The organism is Streptomyces diversicolor, assembly GCF_057537855.1.
The window spans coordinates 57,341-76,408 of the sequence record NZ_BAAJXA010000008.1; the positions used below are offsets into that span (position 1 = coordinate 57,341).

17 protein-coding genes are annotated in these 19,068 nt (G+C 72.9%); 6 read left to right on the top strand and 11 right to left on the bottom strand.

All coding sequences use genetic code 11. The features are described 5' to 3' along the window. Positions 1-60 precede the first annotated feature (60 nt). A complete protein-coding gene (locus AC27LF_RS11385) occupies positions 61-882 on the top strand; it encodes a YceI family protein (protein WP_479656829.1) in 822 nt (273 codons plus the stop codon). Positions 883-931: 49 nt separating this feature from the next. Continuing rightward, positions 932-1,402 carry a PPOX class F420-dependent oxidoreductase gene (locus AC27LF_RS11390; protein WP_479656830.1) on the top strand — a complete coding sequence of 157 codons (471 nt, stop codon included), beginning with the start codon at positions 932-934 and terminating at the stop codon, positions 1,400-1,402. A 224-nt stretch (positions 1,403-1,626) separates the two neighbouring features. Here AC27LF_RS11390 and AC27LF_RS11395 read toward each other — a convergent pair whose 3' ends face one another. From AC27LF_RS11395 to AC27LF_RS11435, 9 genes are all read right to left on the bottom strand, one after another. Beyond that, positions 1,627-2,400, bottom strand: coding sequence for a TetR/AcrR family transcriptional regulator (locus tag AC27LF_RS11395; protein WP_479657005.1), 774 nt, complete (start codon positions 2,398-2,400; stop codon positions 1,627-1,629). A gap of 112 nt (positions 2,401-2,512) precedes the next feature. Then, complete coding sequence (locus AC27LF_RS11400; protein WP_479656831.1) at positions 2,513-3,895, bottom strand: MFS transporter; 1,383 nt, start codon at positions 3,893-3,895, stop codon at positions 2,513-2,515. Positions 3,896-3,995: 100 nt separating this feature from the next. Continuing rightward, the gene (locus tag AC27LF_RS11405; RefSeq protein WP_479656832.1) at positions 3,996-6,209 is read right to left on the bottom strand and encodes an ArnT family glycosyltransferase; all 2,214 of its coding nucleotides are present in this window, start codon (positions 6,207-6,209) and stop codon (positions 3,996-3,998) included. Continuing rightward, positions 6,206-8,545 carry a bifunctional glycosyltransferase family 2/GtrA family protein gene (locus AC27LF_RS11410; RefSeq protein WP_479656833.1) on the bottom strand — a complete coding sequence of 780 codons (2,340 nt, stop codon included), beginning with the start codon at positions 8,543-8,545 and terminating at the stop codon, positions 6,206-6,208. Before AC27LF_RS11410 ends, AC27LF_RS11405 begins: the two co-directional genes overlap by 4 nt. Positions 8,546-8,559: 14 nt before the next feature. Beyond that, on the bottom strand, positions 8,560-10,206 hold the full coding sequence (locus AC27LF_RS11415) for a sensor histidine kinase (protein ID WP_479656834.1): 1,647 nt from the start codon (positions 10,204-10,206) through the stop codon (positions 8,560-8,562). After that, entirely contained in the window at positions 10,203-10,943 is a 741-nt protein-coding gene (locus tag AC27LF_RS11420; protein WP_479656835.1) for a response regulator transcription factor, read from the bottom strand. The genes AC27LF_RS11415 and AC27LF_RS11420 overlap by 4 nt, the downstream gene beginning before the upstream one ends. 267 nt (positions 10,944-11,210) lie before the next feature. Continuing rightward, positions 11,211-12,110, bottom strand: a complete 900-nt coding sequence (locus AC27LF_RS11425) for an amidohydrolase family protein (protein WP_479656836.1) — start codon at positions 12,108-12,110, stop codon at positions 11,211-11,213. Between the two features lie 84 nt (positions 12,111-12,194). Beyond that, the gene (locus tag AC27LF_RS11430; protein ID WP_479656837.1) at positions 12,195-13,103 is read right to left on the bottom strand and encodes a DUF2797 domain-containing protein; all 909 of its coding nucleotides are present in this window, start codon (positions 13,101-13,103) and stop codon (positions 12,195-12,197) included. A gap of 355 nt (positions 13,104-13,458) precedes the next feature. Further along, a complete protein-coding gene (locus AC27LF_RS11435; RefSeq protein ID WP_479656838.1) occupies positions 13,459-14,016 on the bottom strand; it encodes a YciI family protein in 558 nt (185 codons plus the stop codon). 411 nt (positions 14,017-14,427) lie between these two features. On the opposite strand from AC27LF_RS11435, the gene AC27LF_RS11440 reads away from it, so the two are divergent. After that, positions 14,428-14,940, top strand: a complete 513-nt coding sequence (locus AC27LF_RS11440; RefSeq protein ID WP_479656839.1) for a hypothetical protein — start codon at positions 14,428-14,430, stop codon at positions 14,938-14,940. Positions 14,941-15,005: 65 nt separating this feature from the next. Here the strand turns inward: AC27LF_RS11440 and AC27LF_RS11445 are convergent, their stop codons facing one another. Then, positions 15,006-15,887: an NAD(P)-dependent oxidoreductase gene (locus tag AC27LF_RS11445; RefSeq protein WP_479656840.1), complete on the bottom strand. Its 882-nt coding sequence runs from the start codon at positions 15,885-15,887 to the stop codon at positions 15,006-15,008. Positions 15,888-15,983: 96 nt separating this feature from the next. Between AC27LF_RS11445 and AC27LF_RS11450 the strand changes: the two genes are divergently transcribed. From AC27LF_RS11450 to AC27LF_RS11460, 3 genes are all read left to right on the top strand, one after another. After that, positions 15,984-16,340 (top strand): winged helix-turn-helix transcriptional regulator, encoded by a 357-nt coding sequence (locus AC27LF_RS11450; protein WP_479656841.1) that lies wholly within the window; start codon positions 15,984-15,986, stop codon positions 16,338-16,340. A gap of 183 nt (positions 16,341-16,523) precedes the next feature. Then, entirely contained in the window at positions 16,524-17,324 is an 801-nt protein-coding gene (locus AC27LF_RS11455) for a MerR family transcriptional regulator (protein ID WP_479656842.1), read from the top strand. After that, positions 17,321-18,178, top strand: coding sequence for a hypothetical protein (locus tag AC27LF_RS11460; RefSeq protein WP_479656843.1), 858 nt, complete (start codon positions 17,321-17,323; stop codon positions 18,176-18,178). Before AC27LF_RS11455 ends, AC27LF_RS11460 begins: the two co-directional genes overlap by 4 nt. A 52-nt stretch (positions 18,179-18,230) precedes the next feature. Here AC27LF_RS11460 and AC27LF_RS11465 read toward each other — a convergent pair whose 3' ends face one another. Continuing rightward, positions 18,231-19,052 carry an SDR family NAD(P)-dependent oxidoreductase gene (locus AC27LF_RS11465; RefSeq protein WP_479656844.1) on the bottom strand — a complete coding sequence of 274 codons (822 nt, stop codon included), beginning with the start codon at positions 19,050-19,052 and terminating at the stop codon, positions 18,231-18,233. Positions 19,053-19,068: the final 16 nt, after the last annotated feature.

Below are 19,068 nucleotides of genomic sequence, written 5' to 3' on the forward strand. Positions count from 1 at the left end.
TACGGCTTTTCGAGGCCGCCATGGATGTTCGGTCCATGGCTTCGCAGGGAGAAAAACGGGATGGGACTGACCGCGAGGATCCACACCCGGGACGGATGGGCCGTGTCGCACGCGGTCGTCACGGTGACCGACATGACGGGCACGCAGGTGCTGCGCGCCGAGGCCGACGCGGAGGGCGCCGTGCGGGATGCGACCGCGCTCGCGCCCGGGGCGTACACGGTGATCGTCACGGCCGTCGGGTACGCGCCCGCCGCGGCCAGCGCGATCGTCACCGCGAGCGGGCGGGCCGAGGTCGGCACGGTGACGCTGGCCCGGCAGGGCGGCACCGAGCTGCCCCCGCCGGGTCCGTGGACCATCGACCCGGCGCACTCCACGGTGGCCGCCGTCGCCCAGCACCTGGGCATCTCCAGCGTGCGCGGCCGGTTCACCGACTTCGCGGGCGCGATCGAGATCGCGCCCGACGACGTGGGCAAGTCCCGTGTCCAGGCGGTGATCCGGGCGTCCTCCATCGACACCGGCAACGGCATGCGCGACACCCATCTGCGGTCCGCGGACTTCCTGGACGTCGAGCGGTACCCGGAGATCACCTACCGTTCGACGGGGCTGTCGGAGGCCGGCCGGGACCGCTGGACGGTCCACGGCGAGCTGGCCATGCGCGGTGTCGTACGCCCGGTCGATCTGGACCTGGCCTACCTCGGCACCGGCGCCGACCCGTGGGGCGGCACCCGGGCCGCTTTCCGCGCCACGACGGAACTGCGCCGCGAGGACTTCGCCATGAACTACAACCAGGTCGTCCAGGCGGGCATCGCGGCCATCGGCACCACCCTGAAGGTCGAGCTGGACGTCCAGGCGGTGCAGGGCGAAACGCTGCCACAGGCATAGGAACGGCAGGGTCAGCCAGAACGGGGGCCGCTGCCCCTAGGCTGCCCGCATGGCACCGAACATCGCGACGAACACCACCGTCTCCCTCGATGAACTGCTGGACTTCGTACGGCCCCGGCACCGGGCCGTCCTGCTCACCCGGCGGACCGACGGCGGCCCCCAGGCATCGCCGCTGACCTGCGGGGTCGACGACTCCGGCCGGATCGTGGTCTCCACCTACCCGGAGCGCGCCAAGACCCGTAACGCCAAGCGGGACGAGCGGGTCGGCCTGATCGTGCTCAGCGACGACTGGAACGGGCCGTGGGTCCAGGTCGACGGGACGGCGGAGGTCATCGACAGCCCGGACTCCGTGGAGCCGCTGGTCGAGTACTACCGGAACATCGCCGGTGAGCATCCGGACTGGGACGAGTACCGCGCGGCGATGCTGAAGCAGGGCAAGTCGATCATCCGCATCACCCCCACCCGCTGGGGCCCGGTGGCCACCGGCGGCTTCCCACCCCGCCTGGTCGACCAGGACTGACCCCGCTGGGCCGGCGACCCTGACCGGACAGAAACGGCCGCCTCTGCGAGAGGCATCAGGGACGGCCGACCTGGGGGGCGCGGGGAAGCGCCAAGCCACAGCGCTCCCGCACAGGCAAGATCAGGGGCGCGGGGTGGCTCACACCGGGTCCGGTGGGAGCCGTGGCCGGGGCATCCGCGGGACATCGCGGTCCCGGCCCCCGGTCATGGCACCTCGTCGGGCGGTTACTGGTCGGGGGTGGTTCTCCGGGTCATCTGCTCGATGCCGGCGATCAGGAGGTCCAGGGCGAAGGTGAAGTCCCGTTCCAGCATCTCCTCGACCGTGTCGCCGCCGCGGGCCTCCATGATGTCCCAGGACTCCTTGATGACCTCGGCGGCCTGCGGGGCCGCGGTCACCGCGGTCATGGCGGTGCGGTGGTACTCGTCCGGGGTCATACCGGTCGCCGCGACCCGGGCCGCGAAGTGACCCTCGATCGTGCCGAAGCCGTACACGAACTGGAAGACGGCCGAGATGGCGCCCGTGATGCCGTGCGCGGGCAGCCCGGAGCGCCGCATGATCTGCTGCACCCGGCCCGAGAAGCCGAGCGCGTTCGGGCCGATGTTGAGGTAGCGGCCGACCAGCGGGGACAGCCACGGATGCCGCACCAGCAGCGCGCGGTACTCCCCGGCCAGCGCCCGCAGTCGGCCCCGCCAGTCCTCGCCCGCCTCCTCGGGCCCGGGCAGCCGCAGCTCGCCGAAGGCCGCGTCCAGGGCGAGTTCGAGCAGGTCGTCCTTGGTGTCGACGTACCAGTACACGGACATCGCGGTGACGCTCAGTTCGGCGGCCAGCCGCCGCATGGAGAACCGGGCAAGCCCCTCCGCGTCCAGCAGCCGCACGGTCGCCTCGGTGATCCGCTCCCGGTCCAGGCCGGACGGCTGCCCGCCGCCGCGCCCGCCACGGCGGGTCTTCCCCTCCAGCCAGACACTGGTACGCGCCGTTCGCCCGGCCGCCTCCGCCATCGACGCACCTTCCTGGATCTCCGACCACTTCATCACGATGCTAGGCCCGCGACGGCCTCGGCGACCCCCCGCGATCATCCCTCGACCGCGGCCCCGGGCGCGGCCCGGACCGTCAGGCGAGCGGGTGCTGTGCCCGCCGCAGCAGCCCACCGGCCACCAGCCCGCCGGCCAACAAGGCTGCCGCGCCCACGAGTTGACCCGCCTCCAGGCCCGAGGCCAGCCCGTCGGCCGCGGCCCGGGAGCTGAGCACCGCGCCGAGCACCGCGACCCCGAGCCCGTTGCCGAACTCCGCGAGCGTCCCGTTGATCCCGGCCCCGACGCCCGCCTTGGCCGGCGGGATCGAACTCATGACGGCGTGCGCCATGGCCGGGTTGGCGATCGCGCAGCCGGCGCCGATCAGCAGCAGCCCGAGCAGGGTTTTGGCGTAACCCCCGGTGGCCGGCAGGGCGATGGACACCAGCCCCGCCGCCATCAGCGCCATACCCAGCACGATCGAGACGGGCGTGCCGAGCCTGGCCGACCACCTCGCCGACAGCCCCGAGAAGTTCAGCGCCACGATCGCGAGGGCGAGCGGCGCCGTGCGCAGACCGGCCTCCAGGGGGCCGTAGCCGAGGACGAACTGCAGATGCTGGGTGAGCAGGAACAGCGCCCCGCCCAGGCCGAAGCTGATCAGCACCGCCCCGCTCACCGCGCCCGTGAACCGGCGGTCCCGGAAGAAGTGCGGGTCGAGCATGGGATACGGGACGCGGCTCTCCCAGCGGGCGAAGCACGCGAGGACGACCACCGCGACGAGGGCGCTCACCAGCACCCGGGCCGACGACCAGCCGTGCGCCGGACCGGAGATGATCGCGAAGACCAGTCCGGCCATGCCGATGGTGGAGAGCACGGCGCCGAGCAGATCGGGCCGGTCGCCCTGGGGGTTCTTCGACTCCGGTACCAGCGCCACGACCGCCACCAGCGCCAGCGCCACGACCGGCAGATTGACCAGGAAGATCGCGCCCCACCAGAAGTGGTTGAGCATGAACCCGCCGATCAGCGGGCCGCCGGCGAAGCCGAGCGCGTTGACCGCGCTCCAGATGCCGATCGCCTTGGGCTGTTCCTCGGGCGCGAAGATCTGCATCGCCACCGCCAGGGTGGTGGTCAGCAGCAGCGCGCCGCCCACGCCCATGCCCGCCCGCGCGGCGATCAACTGACCGGTGGTACCGGCGAGTCCGGCCAGCAGCGAGCCCGCGCCGAACAGGGCCACTCCCGCGAGCAGCATCTTCTTGCGGCCGTAGCGGTCGGCGGCGCTGCCCGCGGTGAGCAGCAGTCCGGACTGCACCAGCGAATACGCGTTGATCATCCACTGGACGTCGGAGGTGCTGGCCCCCAGTTCACGGGTGAGCGAGGGGATGGCCACGTTCAGGACGGTGTTGTCCAGCAGCACGGTGAGCTGGGCGAGACAGATGACGCCGAGGATCAGCCAGCGCTGGGGATGGGCCGATGAGACCGACATGCCGTACACCGTAAAGCAGTTCCTATACGACGTACAACAGAAGAGGGGGCGGGGTGCCGGCCGCGGTCCCGGCCGGCACCCCGCTCCGTCCAGTCGCCTCTCAGGCGCCGCTCGACCGCTGCGTGAGGTCGTAGAAGGTGGCCGAACCGGCCGTCACCTTCTTGAAGTTGCTCTCGACCCACGAGGTGATCTGCGAGGCGGTGCCGCTGCCGCTGCCGCCCATACCGCCGCCCATGCCGCCGCCGGCGATGAAGTAGTGGACCTTCCCGTCCGCCACGTACTGCTTGAACTGCGCCAGCGTCGGGGACGGGTCGGTGCCGTTGAAGCCGCCGATCGCCATCACCGGTTCACCGGTGGCCAGTTGGTAGCTCGCGGCGTTCTGGGAGCCGATGGACGCGGCGACCCAGGTGTACGACCCGGCGTCCGCCTCCAGCAGCTTCTTGGCCTCGGAGCCGACCGTGGCACCGTCGAGCAGACCGCCTACGCCGCCGCCCATACCGCCGCCCGGGAAGCCGCCCTCGCCGGCGCCCGGGAAGCCGTTGCCGTTCTGCTGGTTCTGACCGGGCAGGCCGCCGCCGGGGAAGCCGCCGGTGCCGCCGCCGGGGAAGCCGTTGCCGTTCTGGGTGCCCCCGTTGCCGTTCTGGGTGCCGCCGTTGCCGTTCTGCTGGTTCTGGCCCGGCATGCCGCCGCCGAAGCCGCCCCGCATCCCGCCGCCGGGACGGCCGCCGCCGAAGCCCATCGCGCTCGCGCCCGCCGGACCGGCCGTCGGAATGGAGCCGGTGTGCGCCGAGCCGACCGTGCTCAGGGTGTACGCGGTCGGCCCGGCCAGCGCGGCGACGAGTCCCACGGCCGCCGCCCCGAGAGCCGCCCGGCGCGGCATCCGGCCCGCGAAGACCAGGCCGAGCGCGGCGGCCAGGCCGCCGATCAGGACCAGCCAGCGCAGCCAGGGCAGATAGTCCGGGGTGCGGTCGAGCAGGACGTACCCCCAGGCGGCGGACGCCACCACGGAGGCCGCGAGGGCGATCGACGCCCAGGTCTCGGCCCGCCGCTCCCACAGCAGACCGGCGCCCATGCCGATCACGGCCGCGAGGTAGGGGGCGAGGGCGACCGTGTAGTACTGGTGGAAGATGCCCGCCATGTAACTGAAGACGGTCATGGTCATCAGCAGCGAGCCGCCCCAGACCAGGAATCCGGCCCGGGTCACCGAGGCACGCCGGGCCCGCCGGGTCGCCCACAGGCCGGCCACCAGCAGGATCAGCGCGGCCGGGATCAGCCACGAGACCTGGCCGCCGATCTCCGCGTTGAACATCCGGTCCCAGCCGGTCTGGCCCCATTGACCGGTGCCGCCCGGGCCGGCACCGCCGCCGACGCTGCCCGTCTCCTCGCCGTTCAGCCGCCCCAGGCCGTTGTAGCCGAAGGTCAGCTCAAGGAAGGAGTTGTTCTGCGAGCCGCCGATGTACGGGCGGGACGAGGCGGGCCACAACTCCACGACCGCCACCCACCAGCCGCCCGCGACGACCATCGCCGCCGTGGCGAGGGCCAGTTGGCCGAACCGCCGGCGTAGCCGCACCGGGGCGCAGACCGCATAGACGACCGCCAACGGCGGCAGGATCACGAATGCCTGCAAGGTCTTGGCGAGGAAGGCGAAGCCGATCGCGACGCCCGCCCACACCAGCCACCAAGTCCGCCCGTCCTCCACGGCACGCATCACGAAGTAGCAGGCCAGCGCCGTCAGCAGGGCCAGCATCGCGTCCGGGTTGTTGAACCGGAACATCAGCGCCGCGACCGGGGTGAGCGCGAGCACGGCGCCCGCGATCAGACCGGGCACCGGGCCGGACCGGCGCCGCACCGCGGCGTACACGACGGCGACGGTGCCGACGCCCATCAGCACCTGCGGGGTGAGGATCGCCCAAGAGTTCAGGCCGAAGATCCGCACCGACAGCTCCATCGGCCACAGGAACGCCGAGGGCTTGTCGACGGTGATGGCGTTGCCCGCGTCCAGCGAACCGAAGAAGAACGCCTTCCAGGATCTGCTGCCCGCCTGGACGGCCGCCGAGTAGAAGGAGTTGGCGTAGCCGGACGCACTCAGGTTGTACAGGTACAGCAGCGCGGTGGCGAGCAGCAGGCCGAGGAGGGCCGGGCGCGCCCAGCGCGGGTCCCCCGGACGTCCGCGCCACACCCTGCGGGCGAGGGGCTGCTTGGGTTGGCCCGACCCGGGGTCCTGGGCCGGGCCCTGCGGCGGTGGCGCGGCGGGGGGCGGGCCCCATGAGCCCGGTCCGGTCCGGTCGGTCGGCTGGTCGTAGTGGGTGGTCATCGGGCATCCCCCGGGTCGGTGTCATGAGGGCCCACCGGGCGCCGTCGCCCAGTGACGTCCCTCCAGTTGCCGCCCACGCCGTCACCGACGCGGAACTGGGTGCTGTGGTAGGGCGGTTGCTCGCCTTGCTGTGCTTCTCGGGCGCGCCGCGTCTGCTGTGCTCGCTGCGCCGGTTGCTGCGCACGCTGGGCTTGGTTCATGTCTTGCGCCTGCTGCGGCTGCGGGGCCTGCTGGTGGGCCTGGGCCTCCCGCAAGTTCTCGCCCTGCTGCCGGACTTGCGCCTGCTGCGGCTGCGGGGCCTGCTGGTGGCCCTGGGCCTCCCTCAAGTTCTCGCCCTGCTCTTGGACTTGCGCCGACTGCGGCTGCGGGGTCTGTTGCTGACCCTGGGCCTCTCGCGCGTTCTGGTCCTCTTGCCGGACTGGCGTCTGCTGCGGGTGCTGGGGCTGCTGCGGTTGCTGTGCTTGTCGCGGGCGCGGCGCGGGGCGTCGCGGCAGCGGGCCGCTCGGCCGGGGCTGGCGGGGCCCCGGGGGAAGGTGGGCGGCGTCGGAGGGGGACCGATCGGGAGAGCCCGGGCGGACCGGGTAGGCGGAGGACTGGCCCGGGTCGACAGAGCCCGGCCGAACCGAGTGCCGGCCCACCACGACCACCGCCCCACCGCCGCCTCCGCAGCCGGCCCCACGCCCAACCCCGGAGCCAGGCCCGGAATTGGTCTCGAAGCCGCGCTCGGGACCGAGGTCGCGGCCAACCTCGGAGCGGGATTCGAGGTCGGGTTCGGAGCCGGACCCACGGCCAGGCTCGGAGCCCGGTTCGTTGCCCGGCCCACCACCAGACACATGCCCGAACTCGAAGCCGGACTCGCGGCCGGGCTCCTCGCCGACACCGGAGCCGGACTCCCAGCCGGCCCCTCGACCGAGCCCAGAGCTGGAGCCGTCACCGACCCCGGAACCAGACCCACAGCCAGACCCACCGCTGCACTCCGGGCCACGCTCGCGACCAGACCCACCGCCGAACCCGGAGCCGGGCCCGTGGCCGGACTCGGAGGCGGGACCGTCGGCGAAAGCGGATACGGGACCGCCGGGGAACGCGGCGTCGGGGGTGGGGTGGTCGGGGAACACCCAGGCGCGGAACAGGAGGAAGCGCAGTATCGTCGCCGCGAGGTTGGCGGCGATCAGCACCGCCAGTTCCGTGGAGTGCCCGGAGGCCGTGGTGGCCGCGTCGAGGGCGGCGAGCGACCCGCTGGTCAGGGCGAGGCCGATGCCGAAGACCACCAGGCCCTGCGCCTGGTGCCGCACCGCGCCGCCGCGCCCCCGCACCCCGAAGGTCAGCCGCCGGTTGGCCGCCGTGTTGGCGACGGCCGAGACCAGCAGGGCCAGCGCGTTGGCCACCTGGGAGCCGGCGAACTGCCGGAAGACGCTGTAGAGAAGCAGGTAGAAGAGCGTCGACAGACCGCCGACCACGCAGAACCCGACGAGCTGCCGGGCCAGCCCCCTCGGTACGTCGCCGATCTCCCGGTCGCGCGGGTCGTCGCCGAACGGCCGGGTGAGCCGGTCCAGCGGCAGCGAACCGGTGGCCAGTGCCTTGCCCACCCGCCACACGCCCCTGAGGTCATCCGTCGCCGTCCGCACGATGTGCACCGTCGAGTCCGGGTCGTCGACCCAGTCGACCGGCACCTCGTGGATGCGCAGCCCGGCCCGCTCGGCGAGCACCAGCATCTCGGTGTCGAAGAACCAGCCGGTGTCCTCCACCAGCGGCAGCAGCACCTGGGCGACCTCACGCCGGATCGCCTTGAAGCCGCACTGCGCGTCGGAGAAGCGGGCCTGCAGCGAGCCCCGCAGGATCAGGTTGTAGGAGCGGCTGATGAACTCCCGTTTGGCGCCCCGCACCACCCGCGACGAGCGGCTGAGCCGGGAACCGATCGCGAGGTCGGAGTGGCCCGAGATCAGCGGGGCCACCAGCGGCAGCAGCGCGTTGAGGTCGGTGGACAGGTCGACGTCCATATAGGCGAGGACCGGGGCGTCCGAGGCGGACCACACCGCCCGCAGGGCACGCCCGCGGCCCTTCTGCTCAAGGCGGACGTCGACGACCTCGGGGATCCGGGCCGCGAGGCGGGCCGCCACCTCGGGCGTGGTGTCGGTGGACGCGTTGTCCGCGATCGTGATGCGGAACGCGTACGGGAAGGTGCGCGTCAGGTGCTCGTGGAGTCTGCGCACACAGGGCCCGAGGTCCTTCTCCTCGTTGTAGACGGGGATCACTACGTCCAGGACAGGCGTACCGGCGTCGCCGGCCGGGAGGTGCTCCCGCGCCGGCAGGGTGCCGGGAGAAGTGTCGGTTCGCATGTCCCCGACTGTCGTCAGGCGCGCTGTTCCGCCCATGTGCCGGCACTGTGCTGCGCCTGTGAGTGCGATGACCGCCGCGTTTCGGCGGCCGTCCGGGACGGCGCGGGGTGCGGTGCGGGCAGGTGGACGGTGAACACCGTGCGCCCGGGAACGCTGTCCACGGTGACGGCACCGCCGTGCGCGGTCGCGACGGCCTGCACGATGGCCAGGCCCAGACCGGTCGACCCGGTGGCTCTCGACCGCGCGGAGTCGCCCCGCGCGAACCGTTCGAACACATGCGGCAGCACCTTCGCCGGGATGCCCTGGCCGTCGTCCTCGACGTCCACGCACAGCCACGGTCCGCGCCGCTGCACGCGGGCCGTGACCGTCGTACCGGGCGGGGTGTGGGTGCGGGCGTTGCCCAGCAGATTGACCAGGACCTGTTGCAGCCGGGCCGCGTCCGCCGTCACGAGGGCCGGTTCGTCGGGCAGGTCGAGCCGCCAGATGTGGTCCCGGCCGGCCGCGCGGGCGTCGCTGACGGTGTCCACGACGAGCGGGACGAGGTCGGTCTGTTCGAACTGCAGGGGCCGGCCCGCGTCGAGCCGCGCGAGCAGCAGCAGATCCTCCACGAGCAGCGTCATCCGGCCCGCCTCGGACTCGATGCGGCGAAGCGCGTGCCGGGTGTCGGGGCCGACCTGTTCCCGCCCGCGCCGGGTCAGTTCGGCGTAGCCGCGGATGGAGGCCAGCGGTGTGCGCAGTTCATGGCTGGCGTCCGCGACGAACTGCCGCACCCGCGTCTCGCTCTGCTGGCGGGCGTGCAGGGCGCCGTGCACATGGTCGAGCATCCGGTTGAGCGCGACGCCGACCCGGCCGACCTCGGTGTGCGGGTCGCACTCGGACTCCGGGACCCGCTCGCTGAGGTTCACCTCGCCGGTGTGCAGGGGCAGTTCTGACACCCGGGTGGCGGTGGCGGCGACCTTGCGCAGCGGGCGGGTGGCGACGCCGACCAGGACATGGCCGGCGATCCCGGCGGCGACCAGACCGGCGGCGGTGACGCTGACCTCGACGAGGATCAGGGTGTTGATGTTGTCGTCGGTGTCCTTGGTCGGTACGGCGACGTAGTAGCTCCCCTTGGGGCCGGTGACGTACTGGGCGCGGTAGCTGCCGAGGCCGGGGATGTCCACGGTGTGCATGCCGCCGTCCCGGGTGACGGCGCCGAGGGCCGCGAGCTGGGCCCCGGTCAGCGCCTTGGGGCTCATGTCCAGGGTGTGGTCGGACTTGTGGCCGACCTTGCCCTCGGTGACGGCGCCGTTCTCGACCTGGGCCGCGATCGTGTACTGCGGCTGCGGGCCCCGGGTGACGAAGTCGGACAGGTCGAGCGCCTTGCCCTGCTGGTAGTCGTCCGGGAGGGGGACGCTCTTGCCCTGGACGGGCGGGGCGAACAGGCCGGAGGCGCGCGCCCCGACCTCGGCGAGCTGGCCGTCGAGCTGCTGGTACAGGTGCGAACGCAGCGCCAGGGTGGTCACGGTGCCGATCACCGCGCAGACGACGGCGATCAGCACGACGGATGCGACGACGAGCCGCGTCCGCAGGGTGCGCGGCTGCCCTCTCCCCACTCTCGGCTTCGCTTGAGCGGGGGGACCCCCACGTCGCTGCGTACGCGGCCGCCGGCGCCCGCTCACGACGCGGCTGGCTTGATCAGATAACCGGCGCCGCGCCGGGTGTGGATCATCGGCTCCCGCCCGGCGTCGATCTTCCGGCGCAGATAGGAGATGTACAGCTCGACCACGTTGGCCTGGCCGCCGAAGTCGTAGGACCACACGCGGTCGAGGATCTGCGCCTTGCTCAGCACACGGCGCGGATTGCGCATGAGGAAGCGCAGCAGCTCGAACTCGGTCGCGGTGAGGTGGATGTTCTCGCCGGCCCGCGCGACCTCGTGACTGTCCTCGTCGAGGGTGAGGTCACCGACGACCAGGACGGAGTCGGAGCGCCGGTCGGCGGCGCCGGACCGCCGGATCAGGCCGCGCAGCCGGGCGACGACCTCCTCCAGGCTGAACGGCTTGGTGACATAGTCGTCGCCGCCCGCGGTGAGTCCGGCGATCCGGTCCTCCACCGCGTCCTTCGCGGTCAGGAACAGGACCGGTACGTCCGGCAGCTCGCGGCGCAGCCGGCCCAGCACGGTCAGCCCGTCCATGTCGGGCAGCATCATGTCCAGGACGACGGCGTCGGGCCGGAACTCACGGGCGCTCTGCACGGCGCCCTGCCCGTCACCCGCACTGCGGATCTGCCAGCCCTCGTATCGCAGAGCCATGCTCAGCAGTTCGGTGATCGACAGCTCGTCGTCCACCACAAGCACGCGGACGGGGCTCCCGTCCGGCCTCAGCAGTTCGGTGCGCCCCTGGGGCGAGGTCGTGGTCATGGTGGACACCCTTGCCAGGCGCTCTGAGAGCGCCCTTTCAGGTGTCTGTGATTTCCCTGAGAAACCCACAGGCGCCGCTCAGGGAACTCCTGGGAACGGCCCGCCCCACCCCGGCGCCGACGGCCCGGCTCACGGTCGGAAGGCGGTCCGGCTCAGAGCCGGGAGGCGGTCCGGCTCACAACCGGGAGCCGGTCCGGCTCACAACCGGGAGGCAGCCCGGCTCACAGCCGGGAGGCGGTCTGGCTCACAACCTGAAGGCAGTCCGGCTCACAGGCGGAACAGCCGCGCCCCGTTGTCGTGGCACACCGCCCGCAGCCACGCGTCGCCCAGGCCGAGCCGTTCCAGGGCGCGCAGCTGATGGACGTACGGGTAGGGGATGTTGGGGAAGTCGGAGCCGAGCAGGACGCGGTCGCCGAGGTCGGCCAGGCGGGGCAGGGCGCGCCGCGGGAAGGGCGCGTGGCCCTCGCTGAAGTCCGTGAACGCCATCGTCGTGTCGAGCCGCACCCGCGGGTACCGCTCGGCCAGCGCGAGGAAGTCCTCGTACTCGGGCATGCCCAGGTGCGCGACGACCAGCGGCAGCCGCGGATGCCGGGCCAGCACCCGCGCGATCGGCTCGGGACCGGTGTGCTTGCCGGGCGCGGGCCCCGAACCGCAGTGGATCACCACCGGGACCCCGGCCTCGGCGAGCAACCCCCAGACGGGATCGAGGAGTCGGTCGGCCGGGTCGTACGCCCCCACCTGCACATGCGCCTTGAAGACCCGGGCGCCCTCGTCGAGCGCCCGGCGGACATAGTCCGGGGCGTCCTCCTCGGGGAAGAGGGTCGCGGTGTGCAGGCAGTCCGGTGTGCGGCCGGCGAAGTCCGCGGCCCAGCCGTTGAGCCAGCGGGCCATGCCTGGCTTGTGCGGATACAGCATCGCCGTGAAGGCCCGTACGCCGAACTCCCGCAGCAGCGCGGTCCGTTCGTCCTCCTCGGTGCGGTAGGTGATCGGCCATGCGAGGCCGCCGGTGAGCGGGCCGAGCCCGTCGAAGTACGCCCAGACCTTGTGCAGCACCCGCTCGGGCATGAAGTGCGTGTGCACGTCCACAAGGCCCGGCAGCCCGAGCCGCCCCCAGAACCGTCTGACCTCGGCGGCCTCGACGGCGGACGCCGCCTCCGTACCCGTCACGCGCGCGCTCCCCAGCGGTGATCGTTCATGTTCCCCACGATCGCCGACGGCACCCGGGCTGTCCACGCCCGCCGTGGGAACCGCTCAGAAAAGCTCGTCCTGAACTCCCGCCTCCTCCCTGAACCTCCGTACGGGCACCGTCACCCCGCCGACCCCGCCGCCCCCGCCTGCCCCTCCGGTCCCGGGCAGGGCCGGAACCAGTTCCCATCCGGTCATCAGCCGGGTGTCCAGGACGACCGTCCCGCGCTCGGTGGCGAGATGCAGATCGGGCCCGGCCACGGCGACCAGCGCACCGCTCACACCCCCGCCCGCGACCAGCTCACCGACCTCCCCGTACGCGGCCGCGAGACCCGCCGTCAGCCCGAACACCCCGGCATGGTCGACGGGCCGGAACGGCTCCCTGTCCAGCGCCTCGGGCCAGGCGTCGAGCGCCACGGCGCGCGCGTGCAGCGACTCGATCTCGGCCGCGCGCTCGGCCGGCGTGCCGGGCAGCGCCGAGCGCACCGCCCTTTTGAGGCCGTACGGGATCCGGTCAGGCACCCGCAGCGCGGCCCGGAGCAGCTCTTCGGAGCGCCGCGCGGCCATCAGCGGGCCGCGGGCGAGCCAGCTGAAGCAGACGGCGCCCTGTTCGAGGAGGCGCGCCGAGCCCCGTTCTTCGGCGGTGATCCCGACCTTGACCAGGCCCGGGCCGAACCACGCCAGATATACGTGGTACGGCCGGGGGTCGTCCACGACGGTGTCGGCGGCCACGGAGTGCGCCCGCTCCAGCCGCGCGCACTCCTCGCACCGCGCCCCCGTGCTCCGCCCCGGCACGGCCGCCCGCACCGGGCAAGGATGCCCGCGCGCTCCCACACATGTCCGCACACCTCCCTCCAGGACCCCGAAGGCCACCCGTTTCCCCTGGGGCAGCGCGCTCTTACGCCCCCCGTCCCACGCCAGCACGGGGCCGTCCACGGCCCACCGCAGCCCCGCGCACTTCCACGCCTGTGCCATCACCCCCGACACTAGACCCACCCACTGACATTGATACTGCTAGGCATGTTCCGGTGGTCGTGGCTCTCCCACTGACTGACGTCCTGCTGGGCTGTCTCCCCGTTGGTCTGTGTTGGTCTGTCCGGCCGCTGGCGTCTGTTCTCTGTTCTCATGGCTTCGGCCGGGCGGAACAACAGCCCTCGCCTCGTCGCCCCGCCGGGGCCCGCCGACCGGCTCCCGGCCCCGCGACCACCGGCCAGGGGTTCTCTGGGACCGGACCGGTCGCCACCGCCGCCGTGCCACCGGCGTCGCCACCGTCGCCGTCGCCGTCGCCCGCCGGCTGGCCCCTGTCTCGGCCGGGGAGCGTCCCGGTTTTCTATCGGCGTCCGCCGAACTCCCAGTCGTGGACCTCGATTCCGGCGTACCCGTCCGAGGTCAGGACGGCGCGGGCCGCATCGCGGTCCGGCGCACGCACCAGCGCCGCCGTACCCAGCCAGGCACCACCGTCGTCGGACAGCAGCGGTCCGTACGCGATCAGCCCGTCAGTGCCGTCGGTGCCGCTCGGCACGGTGAGGTCGACGCCCGGGCCCGAACCGAGGCCGAGCACCAGATACCGGTTGCCTCCGTCGCGGCCACCAGGGAACTCCCACATCGTGCGCCCCAGCAGATTGCGCCACCGGCGCAGCAGTACGTCCCGGTATACGCCGGCCTGGTAGTTGGGCTCGTCGAAGGCGAACGCCCGGGCGGCGGCGGGACCGGGCAGGTCGACGATGTGCACACTGCCGGTGGGGGTGTCGCCGTCGGCGGCGAAGGTCGGACCGCGGGCGATCAGCTGGTCGGCGTACCGGTCCATGTAGGACCAGTGCGCCTCCCCGAGTTCCGTGCGCAGCGCCATGGAGCCAGGACGGTCACGGTGGTAGCAGAAGAATTCCATGCCCCCAGTCTCAACTGCCGCACACCGCACGGCCGCCCGGGCCCGCCAAGCCGGCCCCGTGGCTCCCGCCGCCGCGCGTCCGCACACCCGCCGCCGCACACCACCGGACGGTGCGCGCGCGTTGCGGCTGGGGCCGCCCCACGAACCCCGCTCCCGCACACCGCCAGACGATCGGCTCCCCCACGCCCGCCCCATGGCCCCGCTCCCACACGCCACCAGATGCCCGGCTATGCCACACCAACCCCACGAACCCCACTCCCGCACACCACCACACGCCCGGCTACGCCAGACCCGCCTCACGTACCCCGCTCCCACACGCCACCGCACGCCCGGGTCCACCGAACCCATCCCGCACACCCGCCGCCGCACACCACCGGACGGTGCGCGGCGCGTTGCGGCTAGGGTCGCCGTATGGGTGCCGCCATAGCCGCCATGGTCACTGCCGTCGTCGGGGTCCTCGGCACGCTCTTCGCGCCTCTGGTCACGACCTGGGCGGCCAAGCGGCAACGGGCCGAGGAGCGTCAGACCGAGGAGAACAGACGGCGCTTCGAGGAGCGGCGCTCCGCCTACACGGCGATGAACCGGGCCTCCCGTCACTTCCACACCATGCTGAAGGACGCCCTGCACCGGCTGCGGGACGGGGTCTACACCGACGACGACCGCGTCCAGGTCGAGGAGGCCCGCCGCGACTACCGCGACCGCTACGCCGAGGCCCAGATGATCGTCCCCGAGACGGTGCTCAGGGCGTCCCGCGAGGTGAACGTCGTGCTGGCCGCGGCCGACGCCACCGCCAAGCGCATCGATCGCGGCCTGACGCGCGCAGGGGAAAGCGCCGAACAGGCACTCCTGGACCTGAAGGCCGCGGAGCCCCGGCTCACCGCCATGCGCCGCATCATGCGCGAGGACCTGGGCCTGCCCGACTGACCCGGCCCGCGCGGGGACGGCAAGGGCCGGGACACGGCAGGCCGATCAGGGGACCAGCCGGCCGGTCAGCGGACCAGCAGGTCGACCACGCCCGTCAGATCCTCGTCGCCGCCGCCCTCGGCCAGCCGCCGGCGCATCAACGCGAAGTAGGGGCTGAGCAGTTCCGGGCTGACACCCTGCTGCTCGGCGGTGCTCAGAAAGGTGGGCGTGCCCGCCACCTGCATCGCGAGACGGGAGACGACGCCCTCGGTGTAGTCGCCGCTGCGCAGTTGCTCCGCGGTCCGGTGAACGGCCGGCGCCATCGCGACGAGCCAGTCGGCGAGCAGCGGCGCGAGCGACGTGGGGTCGATGTCCTCCTTGCGGATCAGGGCGAAGGCGTGCGCGGCCCCGGCGAACATCCCGTACATGGCACTGAGCAGGGCGACGTCGTGCAGGGCCGCGAAGCCCGCGTCCTGGCCGACGTACGTGGTGCCGACGGGGATGCCCAGCGTCTGCCGGTGCCGCTCGAACAGTTCCCGGGAGCCGCTGTAGAAGACGTAGCCGCCGGCCTCGGGGACGCCGACCATCGGAGGGACGGCCATGATCCCGCCGTCCAGGTAACGGGCGCCGCGCTCGCCGGCCCATGCGGCGCGGGCGCGGGCCTGCGCGGGGGTGCCGGTGGTGAGGTTGACCAGGTCCCGGCCGGTCAGGTCGGTGCCGGCCAGCGCCTCGCCGACCGAGGCGTCGTCCAGCAGACAGACCACGACCAGGGAGTTCGCCGCGACGGCCGCGGCGGCGCTGTCCGCGACCGTCGCGCCCTCGGCGGCGAGCGCCGCCGCGCGGGCCGGGGTGCGGTTCCAGACGGTGAGCGGGTGCCCGGCGACGAGCCAGGCACGGGCCAGCGCGGTGCCCATCGCGCCGAGGCCCAGCAGCGTGACGGGTGTCTTCTCAACAGTGTTCGGTGTCATGGCGAACAGGCTGGTCACAGGCCCGCAGCCGATCAAGTACGCACTTCGGAGTGGGTGGTTACCCTGGGGTGAGCGAGCACGTCGGAAGGGTGGGGCATGACCACGCTGAACCGGCCGGGCGCACCGGACGGGCATGTCTGCGGGATCGACGCCGCGATGGAGGTGATCGGCGGCAAGTGGAAGGTGCTGATCCTCTGGGCGCTCCACGAGCACCCGCGCCGCCGCTTCGGCGAACTGCGCCGGCTGCTTCCCGGGGTCAGCGAGAAGGTGCTGGCCTCGCACCTGCGCGAGCTGGAAACGGACGGCATCGTGCGCCGCATCTCCTACGACGAGGTCCCGCCCCGCGTCGAGTACTCACTGACCGACGACGGCACCCGCCTCAACGAGGCCCTGCAACCCCTGGCGGCCTGGGGCCGCACCCGCCCCACGCCCGTACCACCGGCCGACGCCTGACGCGGACTCGTACGGCCAGCCGGCGAACCGCCCTTCCTCACCGCCCCGTACAGCCAAGGCCGTCCGCGTGGTCCGCCTGGTCCGTGTTCGTCCACGTGGTCCGCGTCGTCCACGTGGTCCGCGTCGTCCACCGTGCACCGCACCGCTTGACCTTGTCGTAGCGACAACGTTTCTACTGGTGCCATGCGCATCGGAGAACTCGCCGGCGTCGTCGGCGTCACCACCCGCGCCGTGCGGCACTACCACCGCATCGGGCTGCTGCCCGAGCCGCCGCGGCAGCCCAACGGATACCGCGAGTACACGCTGCGCGACGCCGTCGAACTGGCCCGCGTCCGCCGGCTGACCGAGCTGGGCCTGAGCCTGGACGAAGTGAAGGACGTGCTGGCGGACGACGCGGGCAAGGACTTCGTGGACATCCTCGCCGAGTTGGACGCCGACCTGGCCCGCCAGGAGGAGGCCGTCCGAGAGCGCCGTGCCCGCCTGAGGCAGCTCCTCAAGCAGGCCGAGCGGACCGGGCGGTTGCCCGCCGAGGCCCCGGTCTCGCCCGAACTCGCCGCCCTCTTCGACACCATGGCCGGCGCGGCGGCGCGGCTGCCCGGGCCGGAACCGGCGATGGCGGCCAGGGAGCGGGAGTTGCTGGCCCTGCTGGAGACCGGCTCGCCGGGCGGCGACCGCGGCTGGCTCCACGCCATGGGGCGGAGCCTGAGTGCCGACGCCGAGGCCGTACGGCGCACCTACGCGGCATACGCCCAGATGGACGCGCTGGCCGAGGCGGCCGAGGACGACCCACGGGTGGATGAGACCGCACGGGCCATCGCCGAGAGCGTCCCGGACGAGGTGGCCCAGGCGCTGACGGCCGCGGACGGCAAGGAGGGATCGGGGGAGGAGGACGGCTTCGCGGCTGCCCTCTTCGCCGAATTCGCCCCTGCCCAGGCGGCGGCCGTGCGCCGCGCCATCGACCTGCTCAGGGAGCGTGCCGGGTGAAGGCGCTGCGAAGGGCCGTGCGCTGGGGCTTCGCCGCGCTCGCGCCCTGCGAAGCCGTGATCGTGCTGTGTGCGGTCGGCGGGGCGCGGGTGCCCCCGGCGGCCCGGTGGGCGGCGGAGGCGGCGGTGCTCGCGGTCATGGCCACGGCGAGCGCACTGCTCCTCTTCGACTACCGGCGGCACCGCCGCACGGGTCTGCACCGTCGCCCCGCGTTCCTGGCCGCGCTCGCCGACGGCGTCCCGGCGTCCGTGCGCGGGCTGGTCGGCCACGAGATCGCCCTCGCCACCAGCCTTGTGCGCTGGGTGACCCGCCGCGGGCCGCACGGAGTGCGCGGCGGCGACCGCCCCGTCCCGTACGCGCCGGCCCAGACGGCGACGATGTACGGCCTGCTGTTCGTCTGCGTCGTCGAGACCGTCGCCCTCGCCTTGGTGATCCCCTGGCCGGTGGTGCACGCCGTCGCCCTCGTCCTCGACCTGTGGGGCTGCTTCTTCCTCCTCGCCCTGCACGCCTCCTGCGTGGTGCGCCCGCATGTGATCGGGGCCGACGGCTCGCTGCGGCTGCGCTACGGCGCGCTGCTGGACATCCGCGTCCCGGCCGACCGCGTGGCCGCCGTCCGTGTGGACCGGAAGTTCCCGGACGGCAGACTGGCCGCGGCGGATGCGAGTGGTGTGGCCGATGTGGCGGTGGCCGGCCTGACGACGGTCACCGTCGAACTCACCGAGCCGGTCCGGTACGTACGTGTCTTCGGCAAACCCGCCGAGGCCCGCGCCTTCCGCTTCTACGCGGACGACCCGGTGTCCGCGGTCGCAGCGCTGCGGGCGGGCGGCAGCCCCGTCACCGCCTCGGAGCCGTAGCCGACGCGCTCCAGACGGGCTCGGGACACGGAAAGATCCCGTACGGCGGCGATCAGCTCGCCGGGGCGCCGGTGTCCTGGACCTCGTGGTAGCCCAGCGAGCGGTTGAGGACGGCGACGAGGCGTGTCACGGTCGTACGGGGAAGGAACCGCGCCGCCCATGAACTCACCCGATGGAGCCGCCGGCCGGGATACGAGGCCGCCCTGCCGCGCGCGAAGTCGTCCAGGGTCTTCGCGGCGACCGCCTCGGGCCTGTCGGTCACCCTTGAGTCCATGCTCGCGGTGGTGTTGTCGAAGAATCCGGTGTCGGTCGCCCCGGGATGGGCGCCCATGACCCGCACGCCGGTGCCCCGTAGCTCTTCCGCGAGGGCCTCCGTGAAGTAGAGGACGAACGCCTTCGTCGCGGCGTAGCTCGCCTGGTAGGGCAGGGGCTGGAAGGCGGCGGTCGAACCGACGTTGATGATGCCGCCCGAGCCGCGCTCGACCATGCCCGCGCCGATCAGCCGGGTCATCCGCATCAGGCCGGTGATGTTCACCTGGACCGATTGCAGACTCTGCGCGAAGGGGCGGTCGAAGAAGGGGCCGACGGACCCCATGCCGGCGTTGTTGAGCAGGAGGTCGACGGTGATCCGCTGCCCGTTCAGCTCGTCGACGACCGCGGCGGGGCCCGACGGGTCCGCGAGGTCCGCCGCGATCACCCGGGCCTCGACGCCGTGCTCCGCGCGGATCTCGGCGGCGAGTTGGTCCAGCGCCGGGCGTGAACGGGCGACGAGGACCAGGTGGGAGCCGCGCCGGGCGAGTTCTCTGGCGTAGGCCCGGCCGATCCCCTTGGAGGCTCCGGTGACCAACGTGGTGGTGCCGCGGTAGCTGTGCATGAGGCGGAAAGCCCTT